This is a genomic window from Caulobacter sp. AP07 (genome assembly GCF_000281955.1).
GTDB lineage: Bacteria > Pseudomonadota > Alphaproteobacteria > Caulobacterales > Caulobacteraceae > Caulobacter.
Map to the genome: position 1 here is coordinate 1 of NZ_AKKF01000167.1, position 16,836 is coordinate 16,836.

Here is a 16,836-nt window from a genome sequence, read left to right on the forward strand (position 1 = left end):
CGCCGCCGATCACCACCACGTCGGTGACGGCCGGCGCCGCGGCGTCGCTCGCCACCGGACGCGCGCGCGCGCGGCCCGGGACCAAGGCGCCGCCGTCGCGCAGGGCCAGGGCCGCCACGCCCAGCGCCGCGCCGGCGGCCACGACGCCGCCGCCGGCCAGCGCCAGACGACGCGTCACCTGCCCCAGCCCGTTGTTGCTGTCGCCCATGTGTCTAGTCCTTCAATGTCCGTAAGGGCCACGCCCGCCCTATCGGGGGCGGCGTGATCGATTGGCAGGTCCGGCCAGGCGCCACGACGGCCGGTCGCGATCCCGTGGCCGAATTCGAGCGCTCGGTCCGGCTCAGGAGGCCGCTTCCAGGGCCGCCCGCGCGGCGGCCTCCTTCAGCGCGATGGCGGGATCGGCCAGGACCAAGGGATCGATCGTCAGCCGCCCCGCGACGAGGGGCTTGGCCTGCACGTAGTCCTTGACCGCGTTGACGCAGTCGATCGCGATGACCACGCCTTGGCGCAGGTAGATCAGGGAAAAGGACCGGGTCGCCGGATCGCCCCGCAGGACCGTCTGATCGTAGTCGGTCGACAGTCCGACCGTCTGCAGTTTGAGGTCGTACTGATTGGACCAGAACCACGGCACGGCGTGATAGGGCTCGGGCGCGCCGACGATCGCCTTGGCCGCGGTGATCGCCTGGTCCGAGGCGTTCTGGACCGACTCCAGCCGAAGGGGTTGGCCGGCCCCGAAGGCGTTGTCGTGCAGGGCGCAGTCGCCGATGGCGAAGACCGACGCCAGGCTGGTCTGGCAAAGCTCATCGACCCGCACGCCGTTGCCGCCCGCCGCGCCCGCCTCGATCAGGGGTTCGACCGCCGGTATGATGCCGACGCCGACGATCACCATGTCGGCCGCGATATGCTCACCGTCGGCCAGGCGCACGCCCGTGACCCGGCCTTGGGCCTCGGTGATGCAGTCGACGGTGACCCCCAGCCGCACATCGACGCCGTGGGCGCGGTGCTCGCCCTCGTAGAACCGCGAGATCGGCTCGGCGGCGACGCGGGCCAAGACCCGATCAAGCGACTCCAGGAGGGTGACGGGCTTGCCAAGCTTGGTCAGGACCGCCGCCGCTTCCAGGCCGATATAGCCGCCGCCGATGACCACCACGCGGGCGGCGGAGGGCAACTCCGATTGCAGGCGGTCGACATCGGCGCGATTGCGCACGGCGTGGACGCCGGCGGCGTCGTGCCCAGAACAGCTCAGGCGCCGGGGGCGACCGCCGGTCGCCCAGATCAGCGACCCGTAGGTCAGGACCGCGCCGTCATCGAGGGTCACCGACCGCGACAGCGGGTCGACCAAGACCGCCCGCCGGCCCAGACGCAGGGTCACGTCGCGCTCCCGCCAGAAGCTTTCGGGGCGGATCAGCAGGCGATCGAAAGGCTTGTCGCCGGCGAGATATTCCTTCGACAACGGTGGTCGCTCGTAGGGAAGATCCGGCTCGTCGCCCACGATCGTGATTGATCCTTCGAACCGCTGTTGGCGCAGGGCGATGGCGGCCTGGGCGCCGGCATGGCCCGCGCCGACAATCAGGACGTCGCTGGAGTTGGCCATCCTGGCGTTACCTCTTCATCAAGCCGACGCGCCGGCCGTCCACGGCCTGTCGCCGTCGGGCCATATCGAACCGGCGTGTTGAAGACCGAAATACCCTTGGGGGAGGACGTCGCCGAGGCGACGGGAGCCTGTACCCGCAGGAGGGTATCGCGCCGTGCGCGTCGCGAGCGCTTTCTGGTCGGCGATGGCGAACGTGACCCTAGACGAGCGCGACGCCCGTTCGACCTAGTTCTCCGGGGAGATGCTTGCGATGACCTACCTCTACAATGCTTGGTATGCGGCGGCGTGGAGCCACGAGATCAGCGAGACGCTCTTTTCCCGGACGTTCCTGGACATTCCGGTGGTTCTCTACCGCAACGCCGAAGCCAAGGTCATCGCGCTGCACGACCGGTGTCCCCATCGGTTCGCGCCGCTGTCGATGGGCCAGATCGTCGAGGGGCGGCTGCGCTGCGGCTACCACGGCCTGTCCTTCGACGAGGCCGGCGCCTGCGTCCACAGCCTGATGTCGACGGTGGCGCCCAAGGCGGCCAAGGTGCGGGCCTTCGCCGTTCACGAGCAGGACAAGATGGTCTGGATCTGGATGGGCGACGCCGCGCCGGGCGACACCGCCGCCATTCCCCGTCTGCCCCACCACACCGACGAGGTCATGAGCTGCAACTTTGGCCTGACGACCGCCAAGGCCGACTACCGTCTCCTGTCCGACAACCTGATGGATCTGACCCACACCGCCCTGCTCCATCCGGCGTTCGGCGGGCTGGACTACATCGCCAAGACCAAGAGCTGGGAGGAGGACGGCCAGGTGGTTTCCGACCACGTGGTCGAGGATATGCCGGCCTTCTTCGCGCCCGGCACCGACTTGAAGGTGCACAACCGCGACACCATCCGCTGGATCGCGCCCGCGACCCATATCCTCGAGAGCCGCATCACCCCGATGGATGACGCCAATTGGGAGACCTATATTCCCTCGGCGCACATCCTGACGCCGGAGTCGCGCAAGACCACGCACTACTTCTGGAGCTCGGCCAGCCACAAGGATTCGGGGGTTTCGGATGAGGCGATGATGGCCACCCTGATCCAGGCCTTCGACTTCGAGGACAAGCCGATGGTCGAGGCCGTCCAGCAGCGCATGGGCGATGCGGACCTTTGGGATCTCAATCCCGTCCTGCTGCCGGCCGACGCCGGCGGCGTGCGCGTGCGTCGGCGACTGGCGGCTCTGATCGAGTCCGAGCAGGCCGCCCGCGCCGCCGAAGCCGTTGCGACGCCCGCGGGCTGAGCTGGCGACGACCGCCATCGCCACCACTCCTCGACCGCGTCCGGGCCTGAAGGCGTCCCCCTATAGGGTGATATTTCGGCTTGGCGAAAAGGGCGAGGTTCCGATCGCAGTTTCGACCGCGCGCTGCATGCCGGTCGCCTATGTCGAGGATCACAGATGAAGACCCGCGCCGCCGTCGCCTTCGCCGCCAAGCAGCCGCTGGAGATCGTCGAGGTCGACCTGGAAGGCCCCAAGGCGGGCGAGGTTCTGATCGAGATCAAGGCCACCGGCGTCTGCCACACCGACGCCTACACCCTGGACGGCCTGGACTCAGAGGGCCTGTTCCCCTCGATCCTGGGCCACGAGGGCGCGGGCGTGGTGGTCGAGGTCGGGCCGGGCGTCACCAGCCTGGCGGTCGGCGACCACGTGATCCCGCTCTACACGCCCGAGTGCCGGCAGTGCAAAAGCTGCCTCAGCGGCAAGACCAACCTCTGCACGGCGATCCGCGCCACCCAGGGCAAGGGGCTGATGCCGGACGGCACCAGTCGGTTCTCCTACAAGGGCCAGACCATCCACCACTACATGGGCTGCTCGACCTTCTCGAACTACACCGTGCTGCCCGAGATCGCCGTGGCCCGGATCCGCAAGGACGCGCCGTTCAAGTCGGCCTGCTACTGCGGTTGCGGCGTGACCACCGGCGTGGGGGCGGTGGTCAACACCGCCAAGGTCAGGCCTGGCGACAATGTCATCGTGTTCGGCCTGGGCGGCATCGGCCTGAACGTGTTGCAGGGCGCGCGCCTGGCCGGCGCCAACATGATCGTCGGGGTGGACCTGAACCCGGACCGCGAGTCTTGGGGCCGCCAGTTCGGCATGACCCATTTCGTCAATCCCAAGACCGTCGACGGCGACCTCGTCGCCCACCTGGTGGCCCTGACCGACGGCGGCGCCGACTACACCTTCGACGCCACGGGCAACACCACGGTGATGCGCCAGGCGCTGGAGGCCTGCCACCGCGGCTGGGGCGAAAGCATCGTCATCGGCGTGGCCGAGGCCGGCAAGGAGATCGCCACCCGGCCGTTCCAGCTGGTCACCGGCCGGGTCTGGAAGGGCACGGCCTTCGGCGGCGCGCGCGGCCGCACCGACACCCCGAAGATCGTCGACTGGTACATGGACGGCAAGATCCAGATCGACCCGATGATCACCCACGTCCTGCCGCTGGAACGCATCAACGAGGCGTTCGACCTGATGCACCGGGGCGAGAGCATCCGGACGGTGGTGACGTTCTGAGGACGCGGCCGGTGACCATCAAACCAGAACTTGAGCTGCTCGAGCAGCACGTCAGCTTCGGCGGCACCCAATCGGTGTTTCGCCATCAGTCGCAGACGGTGGGCGGACCCATGACGTTTGCGGTGTTCGTGCCGCCCCAGACGGGCCCGCTGCCGGTGGTGACCTATCTGTCGGGCCTGACCTGCACGCACGCCAATGTCATGGACAAGGGCGAGTACCGGCGCGTGGCGGCTCAACTGGGCCTGATCGTCGTCTGCCCCGACACCAGCCCGCGCGGCGAAGGCGTGCCCGACGACGAGGCCTATGATCTTGGCCAGGGCGCGGGTTTCTACATCGACGCCGACGAGCGGCCGTACAAGCAGCACTATCGGATGTGGAGCTACATCACGCGCGAGCTGCCTGCCCTGATCCAGCGTCACTTCGACGTCGACCGCGCCCGCCAGGGCATTTTTGGACATTCGATGGGCGGGCACGGCGCCTTGACCATCGGCCTGACCTTTCCCGAGGTCTACCGGTCGGTCTCGGCCTTCTCGCCCATCGTCGCGCCCAGCCAGGTCCCCTGGGGACAAAAGGCCTTCACGGCCTATCTGGGCGGAGATCCGGCTCGCTGGCGCGCGCACGACGCGGTGGCGCTTATCGAGGACGGCAAACGGGTCGAGGCGCTGTTGGTGGACGTGGGTCTGGCCGATCCGTTCCTGGAGCGCGAGCTCAAACCCGAACTCCTTGAGGCCGCCTGCGCGGGGGCCGGCGTCGATCTCACGCTTCGTCGCCATCCCGGCTACGACCACTCCTACCTGTTCATCTCGACGCTGATGGAAGACCACCTGCGTTGGCATGCCGAGCGTCTCAAGCGCGCCAGCCCCGCGGGCTCGGCCGAGACCCGCCCCCTCACCTCACTCCCGGAGACCGCCAATGTCTGACACCGTAGAACTGCACCCGTCGATCGACGGCGGGCTGACGCAAGGATCGGCGAGTTTCGCCGGCGGCGTCCTGGCCTGCAAATGCGCCGAACGCACCGTCAAGGTGCGCATCGACAGCCAGGTGGCCCACAACCACGCCTGCGGTTGCAGCAAGTGCTGGAAGCCCGAAGGCGCGGTGTTCTCGGTCGTCGCGGTCGTGCCGCGCGACAGCGTCCAGGTCGCCGAGAACGGCGACAAGCTGAAGATCGTCGACGAGAGCGCCGCGATCCAGCGCCACGCTTGCGAGGCCTGTGGAACCCACCTCTTCGGCCGCATCGAGAACAAGAACCACCCGTTCTACGGCCTGGATTTCATCCACGCCGAACTGTTCGAGGAGCCGGGCGCCGCGGCCCCGCAATTCGCCGCCTTCGTCTCGTCGATTATCGAGGCGGGTTACGATCCGGCGAAGATGGACGCCGTGCGCGCGACCCTCAAGTCGCTCGGACTTGAGCCCTATGACTGCCTGTCGCCGCCCTTGATGGACGCCATCGCCACCCATCTGGGCAAGGCCAGCGGCAAGCTGGCCGCCTAGTCGATCGGCGGAGCGGGCGCTCAAGGCCCCAGGGCCCAAGCCTCCGCTCCGCCCCCTCTTCCCGCGCGCCCCGCCCGTCCGGCGCGCCTTTCTCGAAGGAGCGCCTGATGGATGCGACAGAGACGACCAAGGCCGCGATCGCCGCGCGCTCGCGACTGTTTGAACAGGCCTATGGGGCCGGCGACGCCGAGAAACTGGTCTCCGACTATTTCGTCGAGGATGGGTTGGAGCCCATCGCCTGCCCGCCTGGCGGGACGCCCCCGATCGGCGGCCGCGGGAACCTGGTGGCGATGTTCACCGGCATGTTCGCCGATGCGCCGAAGATTCGGCTTGAAACCGAAACCCTGAGGGTCTCGCCGGTCCAGGCCTTCGAAGTGGGGCGCGCGTTCCTGACCCTGGCCGACGGCTCCGGCGCCATCGGCCGCTACACCGTCTGCTGGGTCAAGTCCGGTGAGGATTGGCGCGCGGCGGTCGATTTCTTCGCCCAGGACGGCTGGGCCAACCTCTAGCCCCGCCTGGCTCGTCCAGGGCGACCCGCCCAGGCGAGCCAGGATCAGGAGATCTGCGATGGGCGAGTTGCGAACCCTCGGCGCGAGGCGGCCGCTGCGGCCCAGCAGCGCTCCACATCCCTGTCTTGCCGGTTTGGTCTTGGTCGGACTGGTCGCTCTTCTGCTGTTCGCGCTGGCGGCGACGCTCGACCTGGCCTGTCATGGGCTGAGCGCGGCGGGCGACCATGTTTGGACAAGGCTGCGCTGAGCGCGGCGGGCGCGGCGAAGGCCGGCTGGGCGCTGGCCGCCCCGCCGGCGGCGCCTTCAGGCGTCGCGCCGAGCGGCCTGTCAGGCGAGGGGCCGATCCTGCGCCGGCTTCAATCCAGGCCGCCGACGCAGACATATTTGATGTTCTGATAGTCGGCCAGGCCATAGCGCGAACCCTCGCGCCCATAGCCCGACTCCTTGACCCCGCCGAACGGGGCGACCTCGGTGGACACCGCGCCCTCGTTGATCCCGACGATCCCTACGTCCAGTCGGGCGGCGACGCGATGGGTCCGGCGCGCATCGGTCGAAAAGATGTAGGCGGCCAGACCAAACGGCGTGTCGTTGGCCAGGTCCACCGCCTGGTCCTCGTCGGAAAAGCGCCCCAGGGCCACGATCGGGCCGAAAATTTCCTGGTGGCAGAGATCCATGTCCGGGCTGACGTCGGTCAGCACCGTGGGTTGGAAAAAGGCCCCGCCGAGAGGATGGCGCTGACCGCCGGTCAGGACGCGCGCGCCCTTGGCGAGCGCGTCTTGCACCAAGCGCTCCATGGCGTTGGCCGCCGCGTCGTGGATCAACGGCCCGATATCGCGCGGACCTTCTCCCGCGGGTCCGACCGTCAGCGCCGCCACGGCGTCCACCAGCCGGGCGACGAACGGCTCGTAGATCGCGTCTTGCAGATAGATGCGGTTGGCGGCCACGCAGGCCTGGCCGCCGTTGCGAAACTTGGCTTTCATCAAGCCGTCCAGCGCAACCTCAAGATCAGCGTCGTCGAAGACGATCAGGGGCGCGTCGCCGCCAAGTTCGAGCGACAGGCGCTTGAGCGTGTCGGCGCTCTGGCGGGCCAGCGTCTTGCCCACCGCCGTCGATCCGGTGAACGACAGCTTGCGCACGCGGCTGTCGTCCATCCAGACCTGCGAGATCTCCGCGGCGCGGCGGGTCGGGACCAGGTTGATCACGCCCGGCGGGACGCCCGCCTCCTGCGCCAGGGCGCACAGGGCCAGCGCCGACAGGGGCGTTTCGGCGGCGGGCTTGGCCACCACCGTGCAGCCGGCCGCCAGGGCCGGGGCGATCTTGCGGGCGATCATCGCCACCGGAAAATTCCACGGCGTGATCACCGCGGTGACCCCGACCGGCTCCTTGACGACCTTCAACTCGCGTCCCCGGACCGGCGAGGGGATCAGGTCGCCATAGGCGCGTCGCGCCTCTTCGGCGAACCATTCCAGATAGCCGGCGCCGTAGGCGACCTCGCCCCGGGCTTCGGCCAAGGGCTTACCCTGCTCGCGCGAGACCAGACGGGCCAGGTCCTCGGCGTTGGCGCGCACCAGGTCGAACCAGCGTCGCAGGATGGCGGCGCGAGCGGCGGCCGTCGTCTCGCGCCAAGCGACAAAGGCCGCGCTCGCCGCCTCGACGGCGGCCAAGGCCATCGCCGCGTCGCAATCGGCGACCGCGGCGATCGTCGAGCCGTCGGCCGGATCGAGGACAAGGAACTGCTCGGCGGCCGATCGCCACTCGCCCCCGACCAGGGCCTGGGCGCGCAACAGGTCCGGGCGCGAAAGGGACAGGGCTTGGGGCCAGGCGCTCACGGCGATCTCCTCGAAAAGTGGGCCATCGACAACGGCGATTTCGGTTATCATGTTAAGTGATGCTCCGGAAGGCGTCTTGATGGCGCGCCACAGAACAGCGAGCAAGACGCATCCGAACCGCTTTGTTCGATGTGGTTGCATTAGTTATCATAATAAGTTTCTATGGTCGGAAAGGAGTTTTTCATGACCCCATCGACCCGCCGGGACAGCGCGCTCGCCGCGACCGCCCAATTTCGCGCCGACGGCCTGGGCCATTTCATCGCCGGCCGATCGGTCGCCGGGGAAGGGGCGCTCGTCGACGTCCATGAACCGGCCACCGGCCAGGTGCTGGGCCAGATCCGGGACGCGACGCCCGGCGAACTGGCGGCGGCCGTCGCCGCCGCCTCGACGGCGTTCCCCGCCTGGGCGGCCATGCCCGGAGAGCGGCGCAAGGCCATCCTCCACAAGCTGGCCGATCTGATCGAGGCTCGGGCCGAGGAGATCGCCGCCGTCGAGTGCCTGGACGCGGGCCAATGCTGGCGCTTCATGTCCAAGGCGGCCCTTCGCGGCGCCGAGAACTTCCGCTTCTTCGCCGACCGCGCGCCGGCCGCGGCCGATGGTCATGCGCTTCCGGCCAAGGATCACCTCAACTTCAGCACCCGTCAGCCTATCGGTCCCGTGGCGGTGATCACCCCCTGGAACACGCCGTTCATGCTGTCGACGTGGAAGATCGCCCCGGCCCTGGCGGCCGGTTGCACGGTCGTTCACAAGCCGGCGGAATGGTCGCCCTATTCGGCCCGGATCCTGGTGGAGATCGCCCACGAAGCCGGCCTGCCGCCGGGTGTGTTCAACGCCGTCAACGGACTGGGCGAGACCACCGGCAAGGCGCTGACCGAGCATCCCGACATCAAGGCCATCGCCTTCGTCGGGGAGTCCAAGACCGGCTCGGCGATCATGCGGCAAGGCTCCGAAACGCTCAAGCGCGCCCATTTCGAACTGGGCGGCAAGAACCCGGTCGTGGTCTTCGAGGACGCCGACCTGGAGCGTGCGCTCGATGCGGCGATCTTCATGATCTATTCGCTCAACGGTCAGCGCTGCACGTCGTCGTCGCGCCTGTTGGTGCAGCGGTCCATCTACCCGCAGTTCATCGCCCGGGTGGCCGAGCGGGTGAAGGCCCTGAAGGTCGGCGATCCCTTTGATCCGACGACCGAGGTGGGACCGCTGATCCACGCGCGCCATCTGGAGAAGGTCAGCGGCTACATGCCGATCGCCCGGCAGGACGGGGCCAGCATCCTGGCGGGCGGCGCGCCGCCGGCTTCGGCCGGGGGCGGGTACTTCTTCCAGCCGACCCTGCTGGCGGACGCCGAGCAGTCGATGCGCATCGCCCAGGAGGAAATCTTCGGCCCGGTTCTGACCGCCATCGCCTTCGAGGACGAGGCCGACGCCGTCGCCAAGGCCAACGACACCCAGTATGGCCTGGCCGCCTATGTCTGGACGCGGGACCTGTCGCGCGGCCTTCGGGTGTCCAAGGCGCTCGACGCCGGCATGGTCTGGGTCAACAGCGACAACGTGCGCCACCTGCCCACGCCGTTCGGCGGCATGAAGTCCAGCGGGATCGGCCGTGACGGCGGCGACTGGAGCTTCGATTTCTACATGGAGACCAAGAATGTCGCCCTGGCCTATGGGACGCACGACATCCAGCGGCTGGGCGTCTAGTGATCCTCGTCCACGCCCGTGGCCGCGCCGATCGCCGTGGTGAAGTCGGCCAGTTCCGTCCTCAGCCTGGCCAGGCGCTCGCGCCCGAAGCGCTCGGCATAGAGGTCGAGCAGGGCCAGGGTGTGGATGGCGGTCAGCTTCACCAGGGTCAGGCCCTCGGGCCGCAACGCCAGGATGATGCGCCGACGGTCATCGACGTCGGCGCGCCGCTCGATCAGGCCGCGCTCGGCCAGTTCGCGCACGATGCGGGTGACGCTGGGTGGATAGAGCAGCGCCGCCTGGGCCAGACGGGTCGGATCCAGATCGCCCTCGTCGGCCAAGACCCGCAGAACGCGCCACTGCTGATCGGTCAGGCCCGCTTCGCGCAAATAGGGCCGGATCGGCGCCATCACCGCCTCGCGGGCGGCCAGCAAGGTCCCGGCCAGGGACAGGTTGTACGGCAGAAGACGACGTTCGGACATGCGCCGGCCTAACACGGAAACTGCGGACAAGAAATTATCATGATAATCTCTTTTGTGAGATCGGCAGGACGAGCGGCATGATCGCGGGAACAGTCTATGGCGTCGTGCTCAACGACGCGGTCGAGCGCGAGCGGCTGGGCGAGGCCTTGGCGGCCGCGCCCTATGGCGCCCCGCCCGTCGCGCCGGTGGTCTACATCAAGCCGCGCAACTGCGTGTCGGTGGGCGGGGCGGCCGTGCCGACCCCCGGCGACGCGCCGCGACTGACCCTGGCGGCGACCCTGGGCCTGTTGTTCGAGCGGGACCTGGTCGGTGACGATCCCGCAAGCGCCGCCATCGGCGGCGCCTGCCTGGCCCTCGACGTGTTCGAACCCCATGACAGCTATTACCGGCCCGCCATCCGGCAGCGTTGCCGCGACGGCTTCCTGCCCGTGGGCGGGCTGGCGACCCGCCCCGCCGATCCGGCGCTGGAGATCGTCACCCTGTTCGACGGCCAGGAGGTCCATCGCTGGTCGCTGTCGCGCCTGGTCCGGCCGGTGGACCAATTGATCGCCGACCTGTCGGCCTTCATGACCTTTAGGGCCGGCGATCTGCTGCTGGTGGGGGTGGCCGGCGATGCGCCGCAAGCGCAGGTCGGGACGCAGGTCACGGTGCGGGCGGCCGGCCTGCCCTCCTTGGCCACCCGCCTGGTCGCGGAGGTTTCGGCATGAAGCGCGCGCGTATTGTCCACCAGGGCCGCGAAACCTGGGCGAAGGTCGTTGAAGAGGCCGGCGGCGAGGCTCTGCTGCTGACGCCCGACGGGGCCAGGATCGGCGCCGGCGAGGCGCGGTGGCTGGCCCCGGTGACCCCGGGCGCGACGATTTTCGCGCTCGGCCTCAACTACGCCGATCACAACAAGGAACTGGGCTTCGCCGCCAAGCAGACCACCCCGCTGATCTTTCTGAAGGGAGCTTCGACCTTGACCGGCCACCTTGGCGCCACGCCGCGGGCCGCCGACGCCAACCAGATGCACCCCGAATGCGAACTGGTGGCGGTGATCGGGCGTCCGGCCCGGCGCGTGAGCGCGGCTCAGGCGCTGGACCATGTCGGGGGCTACACGATCGCCAACGACTACGCCGTTCGCGAATACCTCGAAAACTACTACCGCCCCAACGCCCGGGTGAAGAACCGCGACGCCTGCACGCCTCTGGGGCCGTGGATCGTCGACGCCGCCGAGGTCGGCGATCCCCAGGCCCTGGCCCTGTCGACCCACGTGGACGGCAAGCGCGTACAGCAAGGCTCCACGGCGGACATGGTGATGTCGGTGGCGGACCTGATCGCCTATCTGTCGGAGTTCATGACCCTGCTTCCCGGGGACATGATCCTGACCGGCACGCCCCACGGCCTGCATTTCGTCGCGCCGGGCGAGACGGTGACCTGCGAGATCGAACGGGTCGGGCGGTTGGTCAATCCGGTGGTGGCCGCGCCATGAGCCTCTACGCTCTCAGCAAGCTCCTGTTCGACCTGAACCGCAACGAGGCGGTCAAGACCGCCTTCAAGGCCGATCCGCGCGAGGTGGCGGCCGGCTACAGCCTGACCGAAGAAGAGCGCGGCGCGCTGCTGACCCCCGATATCGGGTTGCTCTATGTCCTGGGGGTCAACGGCCAGATCCTCATGCACTTCGCCGCCCTGTGCGGCATCGAGTGGTCCGACTACCTGCAGCGGATGCGCGACGGGGTGAAGACCCACGGTCCGGTTCGCGCCGGCATCTATGCCCTGACAACGTCCCCAGATGAAAAGGTCGCCGGATGAGCCTCGTCTTCGCAGGCGTCTGCAGCCACGCGCCCGGGATCACCGGCCGCGAGGAGCGCGCGCCCAAGGACCTGCACGATGGCTTCTACGCGGCCCTTGACGGCCTGCGCCAGGCCCTCGACGCCGCGCGCCCCGACGCGGTGATCGTCGTCGCCGCCGAGCATTTCGCCAATTTCTTCATGAACAACATGCCCGCCTTCGCGGTGGGCATGGCCGAGACCTATGTCGGCCCGATCGAAGACCCGGCCTGGCTGCGGATCCCTCGGCGCGAGGTCAAGGGCGCCCCCGACCTGTCCAAGCGGCTGGTCGAAGAGATGATGCAGACGGTCGACGTCGCCTATTGCGAGGAGTGGCAGTTCGACCACGGCATCATGGTGCCGCTGCATTTCCTCGACCCCGACAACCAGCGCGTCATCATCCCGGCCAACATCAACTGCCAGGGTCCGCCGCTGACGCCCCTGCATCGCGCCTGGGCGTTCGGCGAGGCCATCCGCCGCGCGGCCGACAAGGTTCCCGAGCGTATCGCCCTGGTCGCCACCGGCGGTATCTCCCATTGGCCGGCCACGCCCGACAGCGGCCGGATCAACGAGGCGTGGGATCGCCAGTTCCTCACCCATTGGGCGGCCCAGGATCGCGAGGCGATGCTCTCCTACACCGACGCCCAGACCTATGTCGACGCCGGCCAGGGCGGCTTTGAGATCCGCACCTTCATCGCCGCCGCCGCCGCCGCCCGCGGCTCTGGGACCCTTCACTACTACGCGCCGATCCCGATCTGGGCGGTCGGCTGCACCGTGGCGACGCTGGAGATAGCCTGATGCCCCACGCCATCGTCGAATGGACCAGCAACCTGAAGGGCGAGGCCGACATTCACGGCCTGCTGCAACTGATCGCCAAGCGTATGGGCCAGACAAATGGCGTGTTCCCGCTGGGCGGGATCCGGGTGCGGGGGATCGAGCTGACCGACTATGTGATCGCCGACGACAGCGGCCAGGACGCCTTCGTCAACATCACCTTCAAGATCGGGGCCGGACGGCCCGCGGACTTCAAGACGCAATTCTTCGGCGCGTTGTTCGAGGATGTCGCGGCGCATTTCGGCGACCTCTTCGAGCGGCGCTATCTGGCGCTGTCGATGTACGTCGAGGAATTCGAGGACGGCGCCAGTTTCAAGAAGAACAACCTCCACAAGCGCTTTCAGAAAGCCTCCTGATGCCCCTGGACCTTCAGACCATCGAGCGCCTGGCCCAACGGCTGGACACCTCGGAGCGCGAGCGCGCCCAGATCGGGCAGTTCTCGCTGGAGCACCCCGAGATGACGCTCGAGGACGGCTACGCCGTCAGCCGGGCCTGGGTGAAGCAAAAGCTGGCCTCGGGTCGCAAGGTGATCGGGCACAAGATCGGCCTGACGAGTCGGGCGATGCAGCGCTCGTCCAATGTCGACGAGCCCGACTTCGGGACGCTGCTGGACGACATGTTGTTTGGCGACGGCACGGACATCCCGATCGCTCGGTTCATCGAACCGCGGGTGGAGGTCGAGCTGGCCTTCATTCTCAAGGCGCCGCTCAAGGGCCCCAACTGCACGCTCTATGACGTGCTGAACGCCACGGACTATGTGACGCCGGCGATCGAGATCATCGACGCGCGCATCGAGCGCATCGACAAGGCCAGTGGCAAGACCCGCAAGGTGTTCGACACCATTTCCGACAACGCGGCCAACGCCGGGATCGTCCTGGGCGGGCGCCCGGTCAAGCCGGACGCGGTCGACCTGCGCTGGGTCAGCGCCCTGCTCTATCGCAACGGCGTCATCGAGGAGTCGGGCGTGGCCGCGGCGGTTCTCAACCACCCGGCCAATGGCCCGGCCTGGCTGGCCAACAAGCTGCACCCGCACGGCGAATGGCTGGAGCCAGGCCAGATCATCCTGGGCGGCAGCTTCACCGCCCCGGTGTTTGCTCGGCCGGGCGACAGCTTCCACGTCGACTACGGCCCGCTGGGCGCGATCTCGGTGCGATTCACATGAACCTGTTCAAGCAAGGCCTGGCCGAAGGCCGCCCGCTTCTGGGCCTATGGCAGGCCCTGGCCACGCCCTATACGGCCGAGATCTGCGCGGGCGCCGGCTATGACTGGCTGTTGTTCGATGGCGAGCACGCGCCCAACACGCTGCAGACCCTGCTGGGCCAACTGCAGGCCGTGTCGGCCTATCCGGTCGCGCCGGTGGCCCGCGTTCCGGTCGGCGATCCCAGCATCATCAAGCAGTATCTCGACATCGGCTGCGCGACCCTGCTCGTGCCCATGGTCGAGACCGCCGACCAGGCGCGTCGCCTGGTCGCCGCGACCCGGTTTCCGCCCCACGGCGTTCGCGGGGTGGCCAGCTCCACCAGCCGGGCCTCGCGGTTCGGGGCCGACGTCAACTACGTCAAGACCGCGCGCGAGGCGGTCTGCCTGCTGGTCCAGATCGAAAGCGCCGCGGCGCTGGGGGTCATCGAAGAGATCGCCGCGGTCGAGGGTGTCGATGGCCTGTTCATTGGCCCGGCGGACCTGGCGGCGTCCCTGGGACACCTGGGCGATCCTCGCCACCCCGATGTCCAGGCGGCGATCAACGACGCCATCGGCCGGATTCTGGCGACGGGCAAGGCGGCGGGGATCTTCGCGCTCGATGCGGCCGACGCCAGGGCGCGCCTGGCCGCCGGGGTGGCCTTCGTCTCCCTGGGCACCGACATCGGCTTGCTGGCGGCCGGGGCCAGGCGGTTGCTGGCCGACAGCCTGCAGGGGGCGTGAGGCCAGGGGCGGGCGTGTCGCGGCTGTCTGCTCGAGCCGCCAGGCTTGCGAAGGCGACGCCGTCCCCTCAGGGGGTGATGGTCGTGATGTCCAAGTCGCGCGAGGTTGGGATGCAACCCCAACGAAGCGGCCGCCGATGCCCTATTTCTTCTCCGCCTCCCTGCAACAGGTGCAACGGGTCATCACCGAACGCAATGAGAGGTTTGAGCGAAACTACGAGGCGCGCGACGCCGTGGCGGTCGTTCGGGACTATTTTGTCGAGGATGTCCATCGGCCGTTACTCTGCCCGCCAGGGCGGCGTCCTCTCAAGGGCCGCGCTGAACTTGCAGTGCACTTCGCCGCCATGCTGATCGCCGCGCCCTATATCCGATTTGGTCTCTTCCAGACGGCGGTGTTGAGCGACAGCGTCCAGGAGACCGGCGAACTGGAACTGATCGACCACGGGGGCATGCGAGTCGTCCATCAGCGGACCGTGCTCTGGCGCCCGATCAACGATCAATTGCGCGCCCAGGTCAGCTTTCTGGAGGCTGGCCCGGATCGGCGCGCGCCGATCCGGCTCCAGAGCTAGGCGACCGACGTCCCCGTCGAAGCGGCGTTCGCCGGCGCGAGCTTGTCGTGCCGGACCTAGTGGCGCCGGCGTTGTTGGCCGTTGGACGGCCGTTCCGGAGCCCATGATGCAGCCTTCCCGCCCCCGACCAGATCCGATCCGGCAGGTCCGAGACCTCGTCCAACTCGCCGCGACGGGCGGCCTCGACGTCCTCAAGGGCCTGCTCTCCGGCCGGGATGGCGGCGCCATCGTGCCGGGGCGATCGCGCGCCCGGTCCATCGACAGCGACCAGACCTGCCCCGCCCAGGTCGATGTCGTCGTCATCGGCGGCGGCTATGTCGGCTGTCTGACGGCGCTGACCCTGGCCGAGCGCGGGGTCAGCGTCGCGCTTTGCGAAAAGGGCGTGGTGGCGGGCGAGGCCTCCGGCCGGTCCCTGGGCGTGGTGGAAGGACAGTTCCTCGACGCCTCGAAGGTCGAGATCGTCAATCGCGCCAAGACGCTTTGGGGCCAGATGAACGCGCGCGTCGGCGGGGAGACCGGCTATCGGCGCGACGGGATGGCGGCGCTGTTTGGCGAGGAAGGCTTGATGGCCTATGCCGAGGGGTGGCTGGACTCGGTCCGCGATCTTCCGGGCGTCGACGCCAAGCTGCTTTCGGCGCGACAGGCCGACCGGCTCGCCGTGGGCGGGGCTCGCCCATATCTGGGCGGCCTTTTCCAAGCCAGCGACGCCAGCGTCGAGCCCCAACTGGCGGCGCCGGCCATCGCCGAGGCCGTCCGCAAGGCCGGCGGGATCGTCCTGCAAAACTGCGCCGTACGCGGCGTGGAGACCAGCGCCGGCGCGATCTCGGCCGTTGTCACCGAGCTCGGGCGCATCGCCTGCCAGGGCGTGGTGGTGGCCGGCGGCGCCTGGTCGCCGGTCCTGCTTCGCAGCCTGGGACTGGACCTGCCGCAATTCATGGCGTTCTCGTCCGTCGTCCGGCTCGGCCGCGCCAAGGGCCCCGCCACGCCGTTCATGGACGGCCACACCGGCCTGGTCGTCCGCCGCACCATCCATGGCGAGTTCGACGTCTGCAGAGCGATCGGATCGGTGCCCGTCACGCCCGACATTCTCGGCAATCTGGGTCGTTTGTCCCCGGCTATGCGGCACATGGGCAACCAGTTGGAACCGGTCTGGAACCTGTCCACCTTCCTCGGCCAGTGGCGTCTTCCCAAGACCTGGTCCCTGGAGCGTCCCTCCCCGTTCGAACAGAACCGCATCCTGACGCCCGAGGTCCGCAATCGCCTGCTCGACGATGTCGTCGGCACGATCGCCGGGACCTTTCCGGCGCTGGGCGCGGGGCCCGTCGTCGACCGGTGGGCCGGGGCGATGACCAGCACCATCGACAACATGCCGGTCATTTCCGCCGTCGAAGGCCGCCCGGGCCTGTTCATCGGTTCAGGGTTCTATTTTGGCCTGACCATGGCGCCGGCGGCGGGCGAAGCCCTGGCCGATCTGGTCATGGGGCGTACGCCCGCCATCGACCTGTCGCTCTATCGCTATTCGCGTTTCAGCGACGGCTCGCCGCTGGTCTTCAGGCCCTGACCGCCTGAGATGGCGCGTTCATCGTCGCCA

General features: G+C 68.6%; 18 protein-coding genes and 1 pseudogene. 15 read left to right on the top strand and 4 right to left on the bottom strand.

Annotation, left to right across the window (positions count from 1 at the left end; translation table 11 throughout):
- Both PMI01_RS14310 and PMI01_RS14315 read right to left on the bottom strand, forming a co-directional pair.
- A pseudogene (locus tag PMI01_RS14310) lies at positions 1-208 on the bottom strand (hypothetical protein); the annotation flags it as partial.
- Positions 209-340: 132 nt separating this feature from the next.
- Positions 341-1,594: an NAD(P)/FAD-dependent oxidoreductase gene (locus PMI01_RS14315; RefSeq protein ID WP_007669935.1), complete on the bottom strand. Its 1,254-nt coding sequence runs from the start codon at positions 1,592-1,594 to the stop codon at positions 341-343.
- A 250-nt stretch (positions 1,595-1,844) separates the two neighbouring features.
- Between PMI01_RS14315 and PMI01_RS14320 the strand changes: the two genes are divergently transcribed.
- The 5 genes from PMI01_RS14320 (at position 1,845) to PMI01_RS14340 (ending at position 6,133) form a co-directional block, all read left to right on the top strand.
- The gene (locus tag PMI01_RS14320) at positions 1,845-2,867 is read left to right on the top strand and encodes an aromatic ring-hydroxylating dioxygenase subunit alpha (RefSeq protein ID WP_007669938.1); all 1,023 of its coding nucleotides are present in this window, start codon (positions 1,845-1,847) and stop codon (positions 2,865-2,867) included.
- Positions 2,868-3,023: 156 nt separating this feature from the next.
- Positions 3,024-4,133: an S-(hydroxymethyl)glutathione dehydrogenase/class III alcohol dehydrogenase gene (locus PMI01_RS14325; RefSeq protein ID WP_007669941.1), complete on the top strand. Its 1,110-nt coding sequence runs from the start codon at positions 3,024-3,026 to the stop codon at positions 4,131-4,133.
- Between the two features lie 11 nt (positions 4,134-4,144).
- Complete coding sequence (gene fghA, locus PMI01_RS14330) at positions 4,145-5,053, top strand: S-formylglutathione hydrolase (protein WP_007669942.1); 909 nt, start codon at positions 4,145-4,147, stop codon at positions 5,051-5,053.
- Positions 5,046-5,624, top strand: a complete 579-nt coding sequence (gene gfa, locus PMI01_RS14335) for an S-(hydroxymethyl)glutathione synthase (RefSeq protein ID WP_007669945.1) — start codon at positions 5,046-5,048, stop codon at positions 5,622-5,624. Before fghA ends, gfa begins: the two co-directional genes overlap by 8 nt.
- Positions 5,625-5,731: 107 nt before the next feature.
- Positions 5,732-6,133 carry a YybH family protein gene (locus tag PMI01_RS14340; RefSeq protein ID WP_007669948.1) on the top strand — a complete coding sequence of 134 codons (402 nt, stop codon included), beginning with the start codon at positions 5,732-5,734 and terminating at the stop codon, positions 6,131-6,133.
- Positions 6,134-6,489: 356 nt separating this feature from the next.
- Here PMI01_RS14340 and PMI01_RS14350 read toward each other — a convergent pair whose 3' ends face one another.
- Entirely contained in the window at positions 6,490-8,013 is a 1,524-nt protein-coding gene (locus tag PMI01_RS14350) for an NAD-dependent succinate-semialdehyde dehydrogenase (RefSeq protein ID WP_007669953.1), read from the bottom strand.
- Positions 8,014-8,145: 132 nt separating this feature from the next.
- On the opposite strand from PMI01_RS14350, the gene hpaE reads away from it, so the two are divergent.
- Positions 8,146-9,657, top strand: coding sequence for a 5-carboxymethyl-2-hydroxymuconate semialdehyde dehydrogenase (gene hpaE, locus PMI01_RS14355; protein ID WP_007669954.1), 1,512 nt, complete (start codon positions 8,146-8,148; stop codon positions 9,655-9,657).
- Here hpaE and PMI01_RS14360 read toward each other — a convergent pair.
- Positions 9,654-10,118, bottom strand: a complete 465-nt coding sequence (locus PMI01_RS14360) for a MarR family transcriptional regulator (RefSeq protein WP_007669956.1) — start codon at positions 10,116-10,118, stop codon at positions 9,654-9,656. The genes hpaE and PMI01_RS14360 overlap by 4 nt on opposite strands.
- A 77-nt stretch (positions 10,119-10,195) precedes the next feature.
- Here PMI01_RS14360 and PMI01_RS14365 point away from each other — a divergent pair, with 77 nt between their 5' ends.
- The 9 genes from PMI01_RS14365 to PMI01_RS14405 all read left to right on the top strand — a co-directional run bounded on the left by PMI01_RS14365 (position 10,196) and on the right by PMI01_RS14405 (position 16,806).
- The gene (locus PMI01_RS14365; RefSeq protein WP_007669957.1) at positions 10,196-10,825 is read left to right on the top strand and encodes a fumarylacetoacetate hydrolase family protein; all 630 of its coding nucleotides are present in this window, start codon (positions 10,196-10,198) and stop codon (positions 10,823-10,825) included.
- Entirely contained in the window at positions 10,822-11,586 is a 765-nt protein-coding gene (locus PMI01_RS14370; protein WP_007669958.1) for a fumarylacetoacetate hydrolase family protein, read from the top strand. Before PMI01_RS14365 ends, PMI01_RS14370 begins: the two co-directional genes overlap by 4 nt.
- A complete protein-coding gene (locus PMI01_RS14375) occupies positions 11,583-11,906 on the top strand; it encodes an aromatic ring-opening dioxygenase subunit LigA (RefSeq protein WP_007669959.1) in 324 nt (107 codons plus the stop codon). The genes PMI01_RS14370 and PMI01_RS14375 overlap by 4 nt, the downstream gene beginning before the upstream one ends.
- Complete coding sequence (locus tag PMI01_RS14380; protein ID WP_007669962.1) at positions 11,903-12,721, top strand: extradiol ring-cleavage dioxygenase; 819 nt, start codon at positions 11,903-11,905, stop codon at positions 12,719-12,721. Before PMI01_RS14375 ends, PMI01_RS14380 begins: the two co-directional genes overlap by 4 nt.
- Positions 12,721-13,113 (top strand): 5-carboxymethyl-2-hydroxymuconate Delta-isomerase, encoded by a 393-nt coding sequence (locus PMI01_RS14385; RefSeq protein WP_007669964.1) that lies wholly within the window; start codon positions 12,721-12,723, stop codon positions 13,111-13,113. Before PMI01_RS14380 ends, PMI01_RS14385 begins: the two co-directional genes overlap by 1 nt.
- Complete coding sequence (hpaH, locus tag PMI01_RS14390; RefSeq protein ID WP_007669966.1) at positions 13,113-13,919, top strand: 2-oxo-hept-4-ene-1,7-dioate hydratase; 807 nt, start codon at positions 13,113-13,115, stop codon at positions 13,917-13,919. Before PMI01_RS14385 ends, hpaH begins: the two co-directional genes overlap by 1 nt.
- Positions 13,916-14,677: an aldolase/citrate lyase family protein gene (locus PMI01_RS14395; protein WP_007669968.1), complete on the top strand. Its 762-nt coding sequence runs from the start codon at positions 13,916-13,918 to the stop codon at positions 14,675-14,677. Before hpaH ends, PMI01_RS14395 begins: the two co-directional genes overlap by 4 nt.
- Positions 14,678-14,813: 136 nt before the next feature.
- A complete protein-coding gene (locus PMI01_RS14400; protein ID WP_007669970.1) occupies positions 14,814-15,245 on the top strand; it encodes a hypothetical protein in 432 nt (143 codons plus the stop codon).
- A 106-nt stretch (positions 15,246-15,351) separates the two neighbouring features.
- Positions 15,352-16,806 carry an NAD(P)/FAD-dependent oxidoreductase gene (locus PMI01_RS14405; RefSeq protein ID WP_007669972.1) on the top strand — a complete coding sequence of 485 codons (1,455 nt, stop codon included), beginning with the start codon at positions 15,352-15,354 and terminating at the stop codon, positions 16,804-16,806.
- The last annotated feature ends 30 nt before the right edge of the window (positions 16,807-16,836 follow it).